Origin of the sequence: Bacillus sp. FSL W8-0920, assembly GCF_038593215.1 — a bacterium.
Lineage (GTDB): Bacteria > Bacillota > Bacilli > Bacillales > Bacillaceae > Bacillus > Bacillus pumilus.
Genome location: NZ_CP151974.1, coordinates 1717226 through 1735035 on the forward strand (window position 1 = coordinate 1717226; position 17810 = coordinate 1735035).

Genomic DNA, 17810 nt, shown 5'->3' on the forward strand with positions numbered 1-17810 from the left:
ATTAGTCAATGATGATCAGAGGGTATACTTAAGATTATCTACATATGAAATTTATTTACATAACTTTCTTTAATTTGCTACATATGATTCAGTGGATGCGTTAATTAACACCTATTCACCTCCTTTAGATTGCAAAGTTACAATCTTCTTTATTTTTTTCGGCGTTCCGAAAGCTGTTTTTTTCTTTTTCGCTTGATTTAATTCATCGATATAGGAATTCATAACTTTTAAAAGGCCTTCTTCATCTAAGAGTTTTATGTCATGTTTAAAGAAATTAAAGATAAAGTTGTAAAGTAATATATTGAACTGGCTATCCTTAAGCATTTCATAAAATCCCTGACTTACAACATGTGCATAGTTTTTATCATGTTTTTGAATTATTGAAAGTATTTTTAGTGCACTTTTAATATTGAAAGTTATTTCATCATCAACACCTGAGACCTCTGCGAAGAACTTCTCGTTCCTATCTTCCGAATAATTTTCTCCCCACATTTTAGAAGGGGAAGACTTGATTAATTCTGACCTTTTCTCTCTTTCTTCTGCTTCTTTTTCCGATTCTAAATATCTTATCAATTCTGCTTGTAAGTAATCAGGGTCATTGTATAGTTCTTGCATTCGTTCTATTTCTCTTTCTTCTGCTTCTTTATATGCCTTTTCTTCCTCTGGTGACATAATTTCATATTGTTCAAACAATATGTTTGGTATGTCCTTCTCCGCAAAGCCAAGTTCTTTCATTATATCGAAACAGATTTGATAATCAGGTGATTTAATTAGCCCTCTTTCAAATTGTGAAATATAAGTTTCGGCTTTTCCGATTTTTCTTGATAATTCTCTTGATCCAATTTTTTTCATCGTACGTATTTCTTTCATCGATTTCCTGAAATATTCAAGTACAGAGTAATTCATGACACTACCTCCAGTTTCTATGTGTTAATTATATTATAAAATGAAGCATAAAACAAATTAATTTTACAATTTACATATTACCAAAATCATGCTACATTAAGATTGTGAGGTAAGACAAATCTTCCGCGTTCTTTGACAACTGAATAACCCAAGATGAATAATTCATAACTAAATAGAGATAACTAGGGGGATATTGGATTGAGCAAATTAAAAGCATTCATCAAAAGCAAGTGTGAAGACGATTCTTCAATGGCTATGAAATTGGCAAAGATAGCAGGGTATACAGACAGAAGTGGGTTCTACCGTTTTCTGAACGAACCTAGCAAGGAAACAAATGATATTCAAAGCATCATAGATATTGTTAAAGAAATTGATCCAGTTAATGAAATGGAATTGATGAGTGATTACATATTAACGCTTGATCCAGGCAAGCAGTGTTCGAGACAAGCTTTGGAATACTTATCTGTGAACGCTGAAATTGAAAAGCTTGATGCTCACATCGAGAATATCCTCAACAACACAGCAAACGCAAAAAGCATAGAATGGGCAAAGACTTACAAAGCACAAAGGGATGCAGAAGAAGGTCTTGTGAATTCTGAAGATTTGGTCAGGTTACTAGGTAGTTTCAAATTAAAAACAGACGAGATGAAAGTTTATAGTCGAATCATTCCGATGTATTTCGCATTATGGAATAACCAATTCAACAGGCTAGATTCGTTGTCAGAAGACGTTGTGATTGAAAGTTTAGAAGAGTCATATGTTAAACAATCGTTCCACAGCCGATTGATGCTACTTTTAGCTAACTGTTCACTAAGGCAGAATAAGCTGGAAAGAGTGCGATATTATTCAAGCTACGGGATACTCAACTCCAACGTAAGAAGAATTACAGCCTATTCATACCTAGCGCAAGGTAACTCTCAAATGTTTACAGACTACGATTCAAGTAAAAAGTGTTTTCTTTTTGCGTTAGAACATTCAACTGAGAACAGAGAGAGATCAATCCAAGCTTTAAGAAGTTTGTGCTTCCTTGAAAATTTATGGGGAAAAGAAAACAAATGGTTACATCATGACTCAGAGGAAATTAGTGACCGACAAGAGGTTGCTCACAGCTACATTCGCAAAGGTGAAATGTCAATCGCTAAATCAATTCTAGAAGCCCTAGAAGCCGAGGAACACGATGACAACCAGTTAGGTATGCATATGTATCTAAAAGGGCTTGCGTATGGCTCAGACGGATATTTCTATAAGTCTATTAAGTATTTTAAATTAAGTGGGGATAAATTCTCTGCTAACTTGCCACTACTTGAACTTGAAAAGTTAGGCACAGATAAACTCATTCTTGAAGTATTGGCAGTTTAAGATGAATTAATCGCTTGAAGGGAGGTGAAAAAATGAAAAAAGTATTCGCACTTACTATTGTAGCAGCTGCAATTTTCTTCGGAGGTGTAGTTGCAGGTACACAAATTGATACTGCTTCTGATTTCAACACAGCAGGATTTGGTCATGGCGCTTAATTAAATGCCTTACATATTAGAAAGGTGGGGAGATTGAATCCCTGCCTTTTTGATATATCAAGAAATAATCTGAAAAGGAGAACTTGAAATGATTTTAAATCTAACTTGTACGTGTGGAAACGAAGTGGGGTTTAATCAAGAGCAGATGTTTCATAGTGAAATTTCTGATAATGATTTTGGCCACCATGAGATACAGCTATCATTCGATTCTGAGATTTACGGTACTGATGATATAGGCGGAGAGCATTTCGCAGTTAGTGATCTTTATGTGAATGATGAAAGTTTGGTCTTAACTTGTAACCGATGTAACTCATCTTTAACTATCAAGAAGTCTTAATGAAAGAAGGAGGTTGCGATTGGGTAAATTCAGAAGCATGGCTATCGCAAGCATGGCAGAGGATATTGGTTTCACAACTGAATTAAAAAACAATGGTACATATTATAACCCCGAATTGAATGCGCTGCTGATCACTAATGGATTTGTAGCTGATTTAGTGAAATTAAACCATTTAGAGTCAGCGATCATCAAAATGCCTTATAGGATGAATAAAGGTGTCTGTAAAAAAATTCTCTATCGAGAGTCAACGACTAATCTAAGAAAAGACATAGGTGTAATGATCAGAAGCATGAACACATTCACTTCTGATGGATATCACAGAATGAACATAATTAAATGGAATGATGAAGGCGACTCTATAATCGTTTCGAGTGAATACTGTCCTGAAGCGACAATACATATTGATTTAATTGAAAGCAGCAAGTTGAAATACATAAGGGAATTAGAAGTGGGTAAAACAACTCTTTTATGTAAATTAGATTGTGATGAAGAAAGGAGAGTTGTTGTTCTTCATGCTAAATAATAACCACTATTACACTGATCAAGTATTTGAGGACGAGAAGGATGCTGAGACACGGTTCCTTCAGAATAATCAATATGCCCTGGAGATTGGTTTAGACAACACTAACAAAGCGTTAAAACACTTTGAGAATCAAATAGCAATGCTTATGGATTTTATAGCGGAGCTAGGGTTAGATGAGAAATACATAAAGTACATGTACGAGATCGCAACAGATGAACATAGCGATAGCAGCTGCAGAGAGACAGCGAGATATTACATAGATATTATTACTGAAAAGCATGGGAGCGATAATTATAAAAATAGAAATTTTAAAACCAGGAAAACAATTCAAAAATTATAAAGTTATGTGCCAAGAATTAGGCATCGAAGTGAAAAAATCATCGGATACGAAGAAAGCGCAGTTTAGAGAGTTGGAAAGGTACTGTACATATAACAAAGTTGGACATCTAATTACCATTGATCAAGTTTATGAAACTCCACTTGAAAAGAGGAAGCGGAAAGGGAATAACACTGTTTATGGCGATATCATGCAAATTTTAATTCTCGATCTGTTAGCTCAGAAAAGACATAGTGGAAACCTGATAATCAGCAAAAGTAAGTTTCTAAGGGAACTCAATCTGGTGAATCTAAACTACAGCCATTGTTTTAAAAGAAAAAAAGCTTTATCTATATTTTGTAAAGTAGATAGGCAAGTGGTAAGTGACTTTTACTATACTACAAATGACTCTTTTAAAAGAGCGATTGAGTTGGCTTTAAAAACCCTTCAAAATAAAAGGCTTATTATTTGTAATACTGTAACAAAGGTAAGTAAAAATGGGATGCATAGTTTAGCTTCGCCTGACGAAAAGCGTCTAATTTTATTTTCTGAGAGAAGCACGATGCTCTCGCTCGGTTATACAAACCTCAAAAGTCTTAGAATCTCAAAAGACTGGAAGGAGTTTTGTGAAAAGTCAAAAAAACTCTTAAAAGAACTTGGAGGTATTGATTTTTATTATTCTGCATATGAAATCACACCGAACGATAAATATTTGAAAGAAGAGTCTGATAAACTATTGGATTTTCTGTTGAACAAATCAGACAGGCAACGACATCAAAATGAGCTTAATGAAAAAGCCTGTAAAAAATTAGCTATCAACGGTTCTAAAAGACACGAAACTGAAAGTGAATTGTCACAACAAAAGGAATTTAGACTTGAACAGTCATATTCTGAAGATATTAAGAAGTTAATAGATATTGTGATTAAAGATAATGCAAAGATTATCTCTCAAGAAATTTTGGAACTTGAAGAAATAGATGAGTTGGATTTTGAGATTGAATATAGCTTGCCTGACGGACTATAAAATTGACGGTTTAGACTTCCTATAGAAATATAAGAGCAAAACGTTTCAATCCGTTATTTTTTCCACTTTACATATTAGAGAAAAACATTCTTTAAAAGGAAAAACAAAATCCCAATCACAGTCTGAAGGGGGTATGGGGGATGGTTGGCTGCACGATAGATAATTTGGAACGTAGTGGAAAATTGTCTATCTAAAGCATCCCCCATGTATTACATAAACACTCACATGCAAAAGAGCAGTTGCACAAAGCAAGCTTTGTACACCTTCTCATCATGATTAACAAGTTAATCATTCTTCGTGATAGAAATAACAATTTGGAGGAGATTCATTGAAATCAAACTTATCAAAGCAAGTATATATTTACTCATTAGACACATCAGCATTTTTTACACCAGAGGAACAGGTAATCAATAATGAAAATCTTAGCTTGACTTACTTCGTTGAATTTTTGAAAGAAGTTAAAAGTAGCAATGCAAGTCTAAGCGTAATGGAAACAATTGAACTAACAGAGAAGCAAGAAGGAGAAATGAAAAAACATCAGCCTGCCAAAAAAATAATTACTGATTATGTTGATTCCTTGAAGATAGTTGCAAAAAAGGAGCTGGAAGGTTCAGAAGAAAAGCAGCTGAAGAATATAGAAGTGTTGAGGGATGAAGGTCTTACTAGAAGAAAGATTGTTAAATTATGTGGGATTGCTAATCTTATTAAAAACCAGAATAAGAAGAAAATGAAAGAATTGATGTCGGACTTTAAAAAGACAAGGGAACTCAATCTCGATGCAATCAGATACAAGAATACTGGAGATATCAATATTAACAAGGTTATTGGCATTTTTGAATCAACCTTAACTAGAACATTAGGGATTGAAACAGAAAACGAACAACCTTCAGATGAAATTATTATTGTTGAAAGTTTTTATGAAGAAGTTTTCGGCAGTCTGATCAAAAAAGGATTTAAGTTCAATAAAAAGCAGTACGACTATTATGCTTCATCTGCTGGACAGATTCGTGATAAGAAAGGTGTTTTCATCAAGAGGTCATCGCTAAATAAGCACAAAACAACCTTAATGTGCGGACTCGATGAAAAGTTGATCAACTCTAAAGGCGGTATGAATATCAATAAATGGAATGCCTATCTAGCTTTATCGAATAGTGCTAGTGCAGTATGGGAAGGGTTCGATATTGATAAAGCAATAGTTGTTCCAGACTTTGAAAATGAAATAGAAGGCCACTTTGACTATATTGATCGTAATACATATGAAATAACTCGGAAGAAGATGACTATTCCAGTCGATCAGACTGATGGCTGCGGAATGATATTGCCAACTGTTGCAGATAAACCATTTCAATTCAGAGCACCATTTATGAAGGGGATGCTAGTACCTTTCGATTTCAAACAGTTTGCAAAAGAGCATGGTAAATCAATTATAAAAGACATTGATGGTCGTGAATGGGATGTGCTGGTAGACGATATTCACATGATCCTTACAAAGTCTCAATTTAAAATGTGGAGCTATTATGGTAACGAAAGGGAAAGTAAGTGGGATCACTACAAACGCTGTTTCAAGGAATACAATTGTGAAGCATCCAAACTAAATGAGGAAGAGGAGAACTTAAAGACAAGTAAGCTTAACTATCAAATGCTTCAAACGTTAACGGACATCACAGACAGCGAAATGACAAGATTAACAAAACTTACGATTAATGAGATCAAAACACTTTATCAGAGCACTGATGCCATGTTAGATGTTATGGGAGCCGTTGAAGAAAATGAGAAAAGAAGCAATCTCCAGGAAGCTCTGTTTGTATATCCTAGCTTATTAAAAGATAATCATGTGAAAGAAACGATCAAAGAAATTAAAGCGAGGATGATCAAGGAAGCTAAAGCAGGAAAAATAAAGTTAAAAGGATCACATCATACTTTCTTAATACCCGACCTGTACGCAGCTTGTGAATTTTGGTTTACTGGTGAGAAAAATCCAAACGGATTAATTGAAGATGGAGAGGTTAGCTGTAAATTATATGAAGACAGCTTAGAAATTGACGTGCTTCGTTCTCCTCACCTTTATAGAGAGCATGGCATCAGATCCAATGTGATAAACGAAAAAACGAAGAAATGGTTCATCACAAAAGGAATCTATACATCAAACAAAGACTCTCTATTTAGGTTATTGCAGTTTGATTTTGATGGTGATAAGGCTCTTGTTGTAAGCGATAAGGAATTTGTCAGTATTGCTAAAAGAAATATGAAGGTTGGCCAACATGATGAAATTCTTCCTCTTTATTATGAAATGGAATCTGCTCAGAAAGATATCATTGAAAACGGCAAAATATATGACAATTTGAGAAGTTCTTTCAAGATCAACATCGGAGAGTTTTCTAATAACATTTCAAAAGTTTGGAATAGCGAAAATGTGAACCTGGATGTAATCAAATGGTTAACGATGGAGAATAACTTTGGAATAGACTATGCGAAAACGTTATACCAGCCAACGAGGGCTACACATGCTAGTAATGAGATTGAAAAGTTCTTGAAAGTTGAAGAAGATGATAAAACAAGAAGGCGAAAGCTGCCATACTTCTTTAAATATGCGAAAGACAAGGAAGAGAAAAACGTTGAAATGCCTAACGGTGCTATGACTGTTGATAAGATAGATATAATTATGCCGACTGCAAGAGAAACGAAAAGAAGTTTTGATAAGGCGTTGGATCCATTAGAGTATAATTACAGACTGTTCTTGAGTCCGAAATTACATAAGAAAAAACCATTAACAAAAGAAAATATTGATAAATTAGATCAACTCCTTAAAGAGTATAAAGAGTTATACAAAGCGAGATATTATGAGAGTTTAAGCGCACCTGATCGTAGCCCTAGATTGCTAGAAAGGATTAGAAGATTAAACGAATGTGTAATGCGTGAATTGAAGATAAATCATGGGGATTCAGATTTATTAAAGATGGTTGAAGTGATCAAAGTGTACAAAATGATGGATACGAATAAATACAGGTTAAGTAATCAAGAGAAAAAGGAAGAAAAGAGATCTGATAAAAAATGGTTTGTGTATAAGGTATTCACTGAGGAACTATTGAATCTAAATGTGACAAAAACTGAAGTGGTCGATATCTTAGTTGAATATCTATTCTTCATTAAGAAGACAAAATTCAAGGATACATTATGGGGATGCTTTGGAAATGATCTCCTGTGGAATCTGAAGACAAATTTAAATGTGATTGCTGAATGTAAAAACCATCATTGTGAAAACAAGTTGAGTGATCTGAATGCCAGAAGACATTACTTATGTGAGAATTGTTATAAAGATCATCGGAAACAGTTGGATGCGGATAGAAAAGCGATTGCGAGAAAAAACAGAAAAATGTCCGCGTGAATTTGATAACAGATTAATGGATGCACGAAGAACCCTTGATACAACAAGGGTTTTTTATATTCATATGAATTTCTATAACCGTATACTAGGGAATAAATAAATCCCTATTTAAAACATAACATAAAAATGAATGATAACGCAATGATTAAATAAATCTTGCGAAAGGAGTCGGGACTAGAATAAATGAATATCGAACGATTTGAACTAAGACAAGCTATGCAAAAAAGAAGAATAACCCAGGTGGAAGCAGCCAAGCATTGCGGTTGTACTCAGTCTCATTTGAGTAAATACTTCACTTTCGAGTGCGAGATTTCAAAAGAAAAATTAAATCGACTTGTCGAATTTGTTTATTCTCGCCCTGAACTCGTATGGAAGAAAAAGTAGCAATTTTTTGGTCGTCACTACAATACCGTTTGTTGCGGAAACAACAAATAAGGGTTGTACCTAGCAATTTCAGCGACCTTATCAAAAATAAATGAATTTGCGCTTTTTGAAGTTTAGTAACCATTTATTTTCTCCTCCAGAAAACGAATGATTAGGTGTGGATTGTAAGATGCAGTCCATTTCCACCGAATGTTACAAACATTTTTATTTCTCCTTTTTGTATGAGTGTTGGGGCGCTATATGCGCTCCTGTATTCGTACAACTAAAAAAATTCAAACGATAATATTTCATATAAATGGATGGTGTAAGCCATGTTTAAACCAAAATGGGGAAACCCAAATCCCAATACAGATTTTCAAAAAATCTATAGCAAAATTGATCCTGCCTTACTGGAACGAGTTGAACAGAATATAAAGAAAGAGATTTCTATGACAAGTTTAGTCCCTCATTGGATAAAGGAGGTGACACGTTTAAATGAGTAATATTGAGCAAAATTTTTTAGATATTTACAGACTGATTTCATCTAATGAAAAGAATAATAGGTTCTTATTCTATAAAGAATCCCCATTATCTTCAGATCATCCCGATGTAACAAATGATGATCAAATCCCCTTGTTAATCTACAGATCCCCTAAAATTGATGATTTAGAAGATGAAAAACCAATTGCTAGAATGTGTATGTACCTAGCGAATGGTACTCCCACAAACAACCTACAAATTCAATCCCAAGATATCATGATTGACATCTATACCAGTATTGATGAAGTGGAACAAATTGAATTAAGAAACTTAAAGATTCAAGATAATCTTGCACAGCTGCTTTTTAATAGCAGAGCAACTGGCTTCGGAAAAATTGTGAATTATAAGCGATTACTAATCCCAAATTCCCCGAATGGATATATCGGTTATAAACTTATTTTTACTTTTGGTACAAGCAAATGAAATCAAATGATTTTATGCAGCTTTTCGGCACTGGGCAACCTGTAAGAACGCCCATTGGGGATTGTCACTTCATCAAGATTAAAGAGTATGTTGATTTTTCTAGTGACCTCCAATTGATGGCAGATAACCAAGATAAAATAGTAGAGTCTATGCGACAGGCCTTGAAAGATAAACTCGATGCCGAAGACATTGAAGAAATGGTTAGTGGTCGTAATTTATTTCAACTAATTTTGATGCATCCGCTGTATTTAGAAGCTTATCAATCTATATTTATTAAGGTTTTCGATGATAAAGAAATCATGTCAAAAATATCGAATGAAAACTTCCTAGAATTGAGAAGTCTTGTCTTGAAGATGCATCTAATCAATGAGGACAAGAAATCTCCAAATTCAGAGATAGAAGAGCTTAATCAGATTTCAAAGGAATTGAAGTCAAGTGATAATGGCGCTGATCTATCAGACATGATTAGTGTGGTTGTAGTAATGACAGGCGTAGACTATTCCACTATTAATGAGTGGTCTCTTTATCAGCTTTATCTTACATATCACCGCATACTCAAAAAAGAAAATCATGATGCGTCTGTTATTTTTGCTACTGTCAGTTCAGAAGTGAAGGTTAATGGATGGGACGATCATATTGACCTATATGCTGAGGAGAAACATCACTTGTCACAAAAAGATTCAGAATCAATTGAAAAATTACTAGGCTGATAAAATCAGTCTTTTTATTATTTAAGGAGTTGTTTATTAGAAATGGCAAAGCAGTCAGTTATACACGAAGTTGGAAAAGTGACAATGAAACAAATCAGTACGGGTAAAGTAATTGGTTCAGCAGTAACACAATTAACATCCCTCGCACAACAAGTTCAGCAGGACTTTTTAAAAGGCGGTTGGGGAAACAAGGATTTATATGTTATTAACTCAAGCAAAGAAGTCTCAGGTAACATTAGGAACGCTTTCTTTGACCTTGATTTCATGGCAATGCAGCAAGGAGTTTCCATTGAGAATGAAACTATTTCCGTTTACGAAGATGAAGTTCTAACAGTTAATGATTCAAATGGTGTTACCTTGACAAAAACACCTTTAGAAGATTCAGAAGTTACATTCACAAATAAAACCAATGGGGAAGTCTATCAGACTGCCGTTTCTGGAACGAGTTATACATTATCCAATACTTTTGCTAAAAAGGGCGAACAAGTTACAGTTCATTACTTAATTGAAGTGGATGCTGAAACTGTTGAAATCAATGGTGATAAGTTCTCAGAGAACTATTACTTAGAACTCCATACACTTGAATATGATCCAATTACATCTAAAGTATTCAGTGACTTATACATTCAGTTGCCTAAAGTTAACTTCTCAGGCGAGTTTGATATGTCTCTTGAGGCTGGACAGGCCTTTACACCAGAGTTAGGTTATAGAGCGCTTGCGGATGACGATGGGAAAATCGGACGTTTTGCAAGAGTTAAGCGTAATGAAGATGGCTCAAAAGGAGCAGCACCTTCTGCACCTGGCAACTCAACGCCTGACGATGGTGGAGACTTAGGAGATTAATTTACTTGGGTGTGCGATTAAATGTTGCACACCCCTTAATAATTCACACAAAAAGGAGAATGAAAAATGACGACAAAAGCAGTGAATTTAACAACATTAGGTGAACTCACCAAGAAATATGATGAGAAAAAGAAGGTTCAACTGAATGATGAGTTCCACCTTTATATTTATCCAGAGTTTGCGCCCAGTAAAATTGCGGAAGTCCTTAAAGAGTTAAATACCGATTACTTTAATGGAGATAAAAATGGTTTGAAGATTGATGAAGTTGCTATGACGGATTGGTTGTATTTCTTGATCATCAAGAAGTTTACAAACCTTAAAATCCCAAACAGCCTGAAATCTAAAATGAGTGCGTATGTCAACTTAGTCGATAGTGGGTTGATGGGACAGATTATGATGTCATTTCCCGAAGAAAGTATTCAGAAGGTGTTTGATCATATCAAGAGTGTTGAGGATGCTGTAGATCAGCTTGTTGAAAGCGATTTGGATAATAAGACGGAGCAAGTTATTAAAGCGTTAGATGAGCTGTAAGACACGTTAAATACAGTGGAATTAAAATTAGAGAGGATTGATTTAAGGATGTTTAAAAAGAACAAAAACAAAGAAACAATTCTTATGGATTGTGATAAATGTTTAGTGAAGCGATGTAGTACACCAGAAGGAATCTTAGAAACAGTATCTCATCTATGTCGTATTCTAGGCGGAAAGTATTCGTTCCAACGGTGTGATTCCTGTAAAGAAAACAACGCGCAACTGGTTGACATTGATAGTTTCAAAAGAGTTACCAAAGAAATGTTAGATCATATTGCCAAGCTAGAGTTCGAGAATGATCAATTGGCCAATCATAGATTAGACCCGTTTTATGAACCAAGTGAAGAAGTGAAAGAAACTGTTAACAATATCATTGATGAATTTAATGATGAATTGTTAACAGTTGTTTTAAAGACTAGAGTGACAGAAAATGATTAATCATAAAATTTAGATCTAAAACCCTCTATGGTTTTTAAGAAATTGTCGACAAAATCCTCTTCGAGAATAAATGTATCAGGGCTGTTATTATATTCAATTTTAACAAACCCTTTTAAGTTGACATTTTCATTCATTTCCCCGTTTTCATGGGCTATGGCATTTCTAACCTTATTATAATCTTTAAGCAGTTTCCATTCATTTGTCTGAAAAGGTTTGTCAATAGAGCAAATTTTACTTAGATAGAGATGAGCTCTTTTAATGCCACTTCCATGCATATCTTTATAGTTTACCTTATGATCTTGTTCTAGTTTAAATTCTATGTATAGTTGATTTAGATAATATTCAAAAATAAAAAAAGTTTGAGTGAAAAGTCCTTGTCTGGTCAATTGCGGAAACCAAACGTTATATTTATTATATGAATCTACATCGAAATGATCTTCATAATATTTCAACTCTTCTTCTTCTGTTAACGATGAAGTGTTTTCTTTTAAAAGTCGATCGTTCTCTAAAGATATTTTGGAATGATTAAGCTCTAACTCTTCATAAAACTTTTTAATCTTTTCTAATTCCATTGTTAATCTAAATTCTGCCGCATTTGTAAATTGATACATTCTATCACCTTTGAGTATTATTTAGAGTTTATGTGTTAGTATTTAAAATTGATTGGAATAATCATGTAATGAATATGGTTACTTTAATAAATCTACAAAATCTCTTACTGTTTTTAAACATGACGGAACGAAAGTTTCATCTAAAGTGAAGGTAAATATCTCTGAATTTTTGTATGAAATAATCAATCCAGGTAAACTTTTTATTTCACCTTCAGTATTTTTAGCTGTTGAATTTGCGTGTGCTATGGCATTTCTTGCTTTACCGTAATTTGAAATATCCCTCCATAGGTGGCTACTGAAAGGGCCTGTGATTTGGCCATGCTTTGTTAAATATATTTTCGCTCTTTTAATTCCTCTACCCTCGATATCTTTTAAACCCACATCTATATCAAGAATCTCTTGGCAAAGCTCACATTTTTTGTTCAAATAGTTTTCAAATAAAAAATATATTTGAAGGAAAGTATTCTGTCTCAATAAATTAGCGTGTGTTTTTTTGTAATACTCTTTTTTAGCAGAAAATTCTTCGATGTACTCATCTATTTCTTCATTAGCTAATCCATCTTCACTAGCTTTTAAAGCATTTCTAAGTTGTTCACTGTATTCATTTTGTGATTTTTGATTGTATTGTTCCATTTCATAGTAGTAATCTGATACTTCATTTAGTTGAATTTCTTTAAAAATCATATTGTCAAGAATATGACGAAATGAAGGTTTTGACATAATTAGTCACCCTATTCTATTTAGTAGGTAAACTATAATAAAAAAACAAAAATTTGTAAATAAAAAGGTGTGTAAAGCGAAATATGTTAGATGAAAGAAAGATTAAATCGATCTCGTTAATTGCTGAAGGAAGGATGAAAATGCAGGAAATTGCTGATGAAATTGGAGTCAGTCGTAATGCATTATACCTTTGGAGAAAAGATAAAGAATACTTACAGGAGCTGGACAATGAGATACAAAACTTCAAACTTTTAGCACAGCAAGAGAGAAGCGCAAGAGCTAAGAATTGGTTTAAAAAATTGGAGAATATCGGCATGGATGATAGTCAAAAGACTAAGGATCAGCTAGACGCACTCAAAACGCTGCTGGCATATTCAGAAGGTACTCCAACATCTAAGGTTGAAATTACTGAAACAAAGTCTAATGAAGTAGATAAAGAAACAATCGAAGATGAAATTAAAAAGTGGAAGAAATCTAAGGAAGAACAATAAAAACCCTCATCTATATTATACCATAGAGAGGGTTTGTTGTTTCTTTTTAGCTCTAATTAGTGTGCTCTTGCTTATGCCTGTCAGCTGTTCAACTTGTTTATACGAATGATCGTTTAATAACTCAAGAGCGTGCTGTATTTGCTTCTTTGAGAACTTATTCGGTCTTCCTTCTCTAAAGTCCTCGCTTTGCTTCGCACGTGCTTTTCCTTCTTGTGTACGTTCTACAATCATATCCCTTTCAAACTGAGCAAAAGAGCTCAAGATGTTAAATATCAAGCGGCCTGTAGGCGTATCCTCAACGAGTCCCATATTCAAAACGTGAACTTTAATTCCTTTATCAAACAAATCTTCAATTACATCAATTGCATCTTTAGCTGATCTTGCAAACCGATCAAGTTTAGTTACTACTAAGGTGTCTCCTTTGTGTAATTGTGATAGTAAGGCATTAAATTGGGGGCGTTCAACTTCCTTTTGGCGTGTCCCTGTGAATTTCTCCTGATAAATCTTTTCGCAACCTTCCTCTTTCAATTGTTCGATTTGACCTGTTAAGTCTTGACCTTGTGTACTTACACGAGCATAACCATATTTCATATTGAGCACCCCTTTTTAAGTATGTATTTATGACACTAAGTTATGACACCTTTTGATACCTTAATTATACTGGGTGTCTTAAGTGGTGTCAATACTTAAAAGTTATGACACCGATATTACTTGAATTCATTTTGGAATCACATAATTGTAGGCAGATTATAAGAGTGTTTAAAGCTCGATATAGAAGCGATAGAACAGTTGATACAAATATATCTCGAAGTAGATAAAGAGGCTTAGACAGGAAGCTGATAGGCTTTAACCCCCACCTTTCTGTTTGAGAAAATGCCCTTTTAAACGATAGCAGGGTACAAATTTTTTGCAGTATTTTTCAAAATTTCGAGGTGATAGAAATAACCAAATCAATAAACATAAACACATCTGAAAATAGGATGTTTTTATATGAATATTTAGTCAAACAGGCAATAAGAGAGAATATGACTGAAACAGAAGCAGAAGATTTCGCATCTCATATGATGATGAAACGTGCTGAGGATTTATTCACATATCATGGATTAGCTTGGGAATTAGGTCAGAAAAATCTTGAATTCTTCTGTTTATTTTTCCTGCAAGATACATTTAGAGCGCCTGATACGTCTGAAATAGCTCCTATTCATAGAGAGATATGGGAAGACATTGAAGGAATGCTTTTGCGTAATACGCATGATAAGCAATCGTATATTCTTCCGAGGGGAACAGGTAAAAGTGCCTTCGCAAACTTACCAGCTGTTTCTTTTTCTGTTGCAAATAAGCTTAGAATTTTCACATTAGTATGTTCATCGACTGGTGACCTTGCTGAAAAGTTTATTAAGCAAATCAAAGAAGTGTTTGTAGGCAACGTTTATATTGAGTCGTGCTATGGCAAGCTTTTAGATCCCACGAACAAAAAATATATCTGTAATTCTTCGCAACTTGAGTTCACAAATGGAACGATGGTTGAAAGTATCAGTAGTAAAACAGATATGAGGGGTAGGAAGTACGGAAACACTCGGATTGAGTTAGCCATTTTAGATGATTACCAAAACAATGACGATTGTGCTACGGATGCAAATAGAGAGAAAAAATGGAGTCGTTTTTCTTCAGATGTTAACTTTGCATTCCAAAAACCACAATTTGATGAAAATGGGAAAATGGTTAGACAAGGCGGCATTATGATTGGATGTGGAACAATTCAGCATCCAGAGTGTTTCTATAGTAGGCTTCAAAAGTTAGCTACGTGGCAGGTTCGCAAAGAAAAAGGGATTCTTGTAGATGACATTGATGAATTGTTTAATTCTGGTCTATGGGCTGAATTTAAAGACATTCTTTCAGATTCTAAAAATGAGAACAGGCTGCAACATGCTAAAGAGTTTTATTATCAAAATGAAAAGGAAATGAAATTTCCGATTCTGTGGGAAAGTTACTGGAAACCATTAGAAATGGCTCTTGCTTATTATGAAAACCCAGTTGCATATAACCAGGAAGTCCAAGGTGTTATCACCTCTACTGGGCAAAAGAAATTCAAAACTATCATTACTGAATCTGCTGAGAAAATTGAAAGTCATGACTTTGTTAAAACCATGCTTTCTATTGATCCAGCAGGGACACGAAACAAACAAAAGAAGAAAAAAGACTATTACGCTTTTGTTGTAGGTAGTATATCAGATATGAATATCAAATACGTTCGTAAAGGTACTGTCTTTAAAGGTGAGTATGAGGATTACATGGCTTGCACGTTGAAGTTGCTCAAACAATATCCCGACATTACTTTTGTCAACATTGAGAAAAACGTATATAACGGAGCGGATGTAATTCAGCTTCAAGAATTAGTTAAAAATGATCCTGAATTATCTGGCAGGAATATCGAGTGGTTGAATAATGCCGTTACTAAAAACAAGGATGACAGAATCAACACTATTGTCGGTGATGTAAATATGGGAAGAATCATTTTTAATGATGAGGATGAAGAGGCCATTCAACAGCTCAAAGATTTCGCCGGAGCGGATTTCTCTGCTTATGACGACTTTCCTGATGCAGTTGCAGAATGGTCTAAAAGAATAAATGAAGTAGAAGACGTAGGGTATGTTAAATCAATACCTAAGAGCTGGTTCTTCTAAAGAGGTGTATGAGTATTTTTGATAAAGAAGAAATTATAAATAAGCTGCTTGATGAATTAAAATTGACTAAACCTAATTATGATAAAAAGTGGCGGTATTATAACGGTGATCACGACATTCTTCATAAACGTATTGCAAATGACCCAATGAAAAATGATATGAGGGTTTATTTTAACTATTGCAGGAAGATGGTTCAAAACAGTGTGGGATATTTGTTGGGTAAACCAGTTAGTTACAATTCTAAAACTGACAACAAAGAATTTCTAAGCTTGATTGATTACAACTTTAATACATGGGAACACAATCATAACATTAAATTAAAAATTATATCTTCGATTAATGGTCATGCTTATGAGGTTAGCTTCATTAATAGCGAAGGGGATTTTCAATGTGCTGTATACCATCCATCTGAAATGATTGTGCTTCACGATAATTCTGTTGAAAATAGGATTACTTTAGCTGTTCGAAAATATAAAGTGAAATTTGATGACAGTGAGTACATTGATGTCTGGGATGACACCCATTTTCGAAATTATAAGATTAATGGTGGTGCTTTTGAACTTTTACAAGAAAAGCCACATAGGTTTTCTCGTTGTCCAGTAAGAGAATTAAAGAATAACGATTCTAAGAAATCTACATTTGAAGATATTATGAAGATTATTGACATTTACAATGCTATCCTGTCGGTGTCAGCTCAAGAAATCATGGATCATCGTAACTCTTATCTCGTGTTTAAAAACTGTAATATTACAATGAAAGACGCTAAAGAGATGCGGGAAAACGGTATTATTCAGTTGCCTAATGCAAATTCTGAAGTGAAGTGGCTTACAAAAGACATCAATGCTACTTTCTTAAAAGACGTACTTCAATTGTTTCAAGATGAAATCTACGCTCAAAGTCATCAAGTTAATTTAAACGAGAATTTCCAAAGTAATACTTCAGGAGTAACAATTCGTTTAAAGCTTCAAGAGCTTGAAAACCAATCAGCTATCAGTGAGTCAGACTTTGATCAGTTGTTAAAATCAAGGCTCAAACTTTTCTGTGAATATTTAGCGCTTAAAGACATCAAAAATAGGAAGTTTGATTATAAAGATATTGCTATCTCCTTCACACGAAATGTTCCAGTTGATGATGTTGCCAATGCTCAAATGGTAGCTGCATTGAATGGAATAGTTCCTCATGAAGACCTTCTATCTCGATTATCTTTTATCTCAAACCCCTCTGCAGCATATGAAAAGCTTCAAAAACAACTAGAAAATAGCAAAGATACGACAGCTGGTAAACCAGATGTTTTAGTAATACCAGCACAAGAAGACCCTGTTGAACCAACAGGGTTTTAATTATGCTTTAAAATTGGGAATCCTGCGAGCGGTTAGGGCAGGGATGTATGAATGTGGGTTATACATACAACAAAATAGACTTTATGGCGAGCACATAAAGGCAAATTAAAC

General features: G+C 34.3%; 20 protein-coding genes. 16 read left to right on the top strand and 4 right to left on the bottom strand.

Translation table 11 applies throughout. The features are described from left to right. Positions 1-111 precede the first annotated feature (111 nt). Positions 112-906, bottom strand: a complete 795-nt coding sequence (locus NSS78_RS08485; RefSeq protein WP_144678788.1) for a helix-turn-helix transcriptional regulator — start codon at positions 904-906, stop codon at positions 112-114. A gap of 198 nt (positions 907-1104) precedes the next feature. Between NSS78_RS08485 and NSS78_RS08490 the strand changes: the two genes are divergently transcribed. From NSS78_RS08490 to NSS78_RS08550, 13 genes are all read left to right on the top strand, one after another. Then, a complete protein-coding gene (locus NSS78_RS08490) occupies positions 1105-2265 on the top strand; it encodes an AimR family lysis-lysogeny pheromone receptor (protein ID WP_342468331.1) in 1161 nt (386 codons plus the stop codon). A 32-nt stretch (positions 2266-2297) separates the two neighbouring features. Then, a complete protein-coding gene (locus NSS78_RS08495) occupies positions 2298-2420 on the top strand; it encodes a hypothetical protein (RefSeq protein WP_268412795.1) in 123 nt (40 codons plus the stop codon). Between the two features lie 88 nt (positions 2421-2508). After that, positions 2509-2757 carry a hypothetical protein gene (locus tag NSS78_RS08500; RefSeq protein WP_342468332.1) on the top strand — a complete coding sequence of 83 codons (249 nt, stop codon included), beginning with the start codon at positions 2509-2511 and terminating at the stop codon, positions 2755-2757. 19 nt (positions 2758-2776) lie between these two features. Continuing rightward, entirely contained in the window at positions 2777-3280 is a 504-nt protein-coding gene (locus NSS78_RS08505) for a hypothetical protein (protein WP_342468333.1), read from the top strand. Next, positions 3270-3620, top strand: coding sequence for a hypothetical protein (locus NSS78_RS08510; RefSeq protein ID WP_342468334.1), 351 nt, complete (start codon positions 3270-3272; stop codon positions 3618-3620). The genes NSS78_RS08505 and NSS78_RS08510 overlap by 11 nt, the downstream gene beginning before the upstream one ends. Further along, positions 3559-4620, top strand: coding sequence for a hypothetical protein (locus NSS78_RS08515; protein WP_342468335.1), 1062 nt, complete (start codon positions 3559-3561; stop codon positions 4618-4620). Before NSS78_RS08510 ends, NSS78_RS08515 begins: the two co-directional genes overlap by 62 nt. Before the next feature lie 328 nt (positions 4621-4948). Then, positions 4949-8005, top strand: a complete 3057-nt coding sequence (locus NSS78_RS08520) for a hypothetical protein (RefSeq protein ID WP_342468336.1) — start codon at positions 4949-4951, stop codon at positions 8003-8005. Positions 8006-8188: 183 nt separating this feature from the next. Continuing rightward, positions 8189-8389 (top strand): helix-turn-helix transcriptional regulator, encoded by a 201-nt coding sequence (locus tag NSS78_RS08525; RefSeq protein WP_008343997.1) that lies wholly within the window; start codon positions 8189-8191, stop codon positions 8387-8389. A gap of 474 nt (positions 8390-8863) precedes the next feature. Continuing rightward, positions 8864-9331 carry a hypothetical protein gene (locus NSS78_RS08530; RefSeq protein WP_342468337.1) on the top strand — a complete coding sequence of 156 codons (468 nt, stop codon included), beginning with the start codon at positions 8864-8866 and terminating at the stop codon, positions 9329-9331. Beyond that, on the top strand, positions 9328-10041 hold the full coding sequence (locus tag NSS78_RS08535; protein ID WP_342468338.1) for a hypothetical protein: 714 nt from the start codon (positions 9328-9330) through the stop codon (positions 10039-10041). The genes NSS78_RS08530 and NSS78_RS08535 overlap by 4 nt, the downstream gene beginning before the upstream one ends. 42 nt (positions 10042-10083) lie before the next feature. Continuing rightward, positions 10084-10884, top strand: coding sequence for a hypothetical protein (locus tag NSS78_RS08540; RefSeq protein ID WP_342468339.1), 801 nt, complete (start codon positions 10084-10086; stop codon positions 10882-10884). Positions 10885-10950: 66 nt separating this feature from the next. Continuing rightward, complete coding sequence (locus NSS78_RS08545; RefSeq protein WP_342468340.1) at positions 10951-11415, top strand: hypothetical protein; 465 nt, start codon at positions 10951-10953, stop codon at positions 11413-11415. Between the two features lie 48 nt (positions 11416-11463). Beyond that, entirely contained in the window at positions 11464-11853 is a 390-nt protein-coding gene (locus NSS78_RS08550; protein ID WP_342468341.1) for a hypothetical protein, read from the top strand. Here NSS78_RS08550 and NSS78_RS08555 read toward each other — a convergent pair. Next, entirely contained in the window at positions 11850-12464 is a 615-nt protein-coding gene (locus NSS78_RS08555; protein ID WP_342468342.1) for a hypothetical protein, read from the bottom strand. The genes NSS78_RS08550 and NSS78_RS08555 overlap by 4 nt on opposite strands. Positions 12465-12542: 78 nt before the next feature. Next, positions 12543-13184, bottom strand: a complete 642-nt coding sequence (locus tag NSS78_RS08560; RefSeq protein WP_342468343.1) for a hypothetical protein — start codon at positions 13182-13184, stop codon at positions 12543-12545. Between the two features lie 83 nt (positions 13185-13267). Between NSS78_RS08560 and NSS78_RS08565 the strand changes: the two genes are divergently transcribed. Next, positions 13268-13675: a phBC6A51 family helix-turn-helix protein gene (locus NSS78_RS08565; protein ID WP_342468344.1), complete on the top strand. Its 408-nt coding sequence runs from the start codon at positions 13268-13270 to the stop codon at positions 13673-13675. Between the two features lie 15 nt (positions 13676-13690). On the opposite strand, the gene NSS78_RS08570 is transcribed toward NSS78_RS08565, so the two are convergent. Beyond that, the gene (locus NSS78_RS08570; RefSeq protein ID WP_342468345.1) at positions 13691-14266 is read right to left on the bottom strand and encodes a recombinase family protein; all 576 of its coding nucleotides are present in this window, start codon (positions 14264-14266) and stop codon (positions 13691-13693) included. A gap of 434 nt (positions 14267-14700) precedes the next feature. Between NSS78_RS08570 and NSS78_RS08575 the strand changes: the two genes are divergently transcribed. Both NSS78_RS08575 and NSS78_RS08580 read left to right on the top strand, forming a co-directional pair. Next, a complete protein-coding gene (locus NSS78_RS08575) occupies positions 14701-16359 on the top strand; it encodes a hypothetical protein (RefSeq protein WP_342468346.1) in 1659 nt (552 codons plus the stop codon). An 8-nt stretch (positions 16360-16367) separates the two neighbouring features. Further along, entirely contained in the window at positions 16368-17699 is a 1332-nt protein-coding gene (locus NSS78_RS08580; RefSeq protein WP_342468347.1) for a phage portal protein, read from the top strand. The last annotated feature ends 111 nt before the right edge of the window (positions 17700-17810 follow it).

Bases quoted from the DNA above. Each gene is read 5' to 3' on its own strand.
- NSS78_RS08485 (WP_144678788.1), bottom strand. From the start codon at position 906: ATGAATTACTCTGTACTTGAATATTTCAGGAAATCGATGAAAGAAATA.
- NSS78_RS08495 (WP_268412795.1), top strand. From the start codon at position 2,298: ATGAAAAAAGTATTCGCACTTACTATTGTAGCAGCTGCAATTTTCTTC.
- NSS78_RS08500 (WP_342468332.1), top strand. From the start codon at position 2,509: ATGATTTTAAATCTAACTTGTACGTGTGGAAACGAAGTGGGGTTTAAT.
- NSS78_RS08510 (WP_342468334.1), top strand. From the start codon at position 3,270: ATGCTAAATAATAACCACTATTACACTGATCAAGTATTTGAGGACGAG.
- NSS78_RS08515 (WP_342468335.1), top strand. From the start codon at position 3,559: ATGGGAGCGATAATTATAAAAATAGAAATTTTAAAACCAGGAAAACAA.
- NSS78_RS08525 (WP_008343997.1), top strand. From the start codon at position 8,189: ATGAATATCGAACGATTTGAACTAAGACAAGCTATGCAAAAAAGAAGA.
- NSS78_RS08530 (WP_342468337.1), top strand. From the start codon at position 8,864: ATGAGTAATATTGAGCAAAATTTTTTAGATATTTACAGACTGATTTCA.
- NSS78_RS08535 (WP_342468338.1), top strand. From the start codon at position 9,328: ATGAAATCAAATGATTTTATGCAGCTTTTCGGCACTGGGCAACCTGTA.
- NSS78_RS08540 (WP_342468339.1), top strand. From the start codon at position 10,084: ATGGCAAAGCAGTCAGTTATACACGAAGTTGGAAAAGTGACAATGAAA.
- NSS78_RS08545 (WP_342468340.1), top strand. From the start codon at position 10,951: ATGACGACAAAAGCAGTGAATTTAACAACATTAGGTGAACTCACCAAG.
- NSS78_RS08550 (WP_342468341.1), top strand. From the start codon at position 11,464: ATGTTTAAAAAGAACAAAAACAAAGAAACAATTCTTATGGATTGTGAT.
- NSS78_RS08555 (WP_342468342.1), bottom strand. From the start codon at position 12,464: ATGTATCAATTTACAAATGCGGCAGAATTTAGATTAACAATGGAATTA.
- NSS78_RS08560 (WP_342468343.1), bottom strand. From the start codon at position 13,184: ATGTCAAAACCTTCATTTCGTCATATTCTTGACAATATGATTTTTAAA.
- NSS78_RS08565 (WP_342468344.1), top strand. From the start codon at position 13,268: ATGTTAGATGAAAGAAAGATTAAATCGATCTCGTTAATTGCTGAAGGA.
- NSS78_RS08570 (WP_342468345.1), bottom strand. From the start codon at position 14,266: ATGAAATATGGTTATGCTCGTGTAAGTACACAAGGTCAAGACTTAACA.
- NSS78_RS08575 (WP_342468346.1), top strand. From the start codon at position 14,701: ATGACTGAAACAGAAGCAGAAGATTTCGCATCTCATATGATGATGAAA.
- NSS78_RS08580 (WP_342468347.1), top strand. From the start codon at position 16,368: ATGAGTATTTTTGATAAAGAAGAAATTATAAATAAGCTGCTTGATGAA.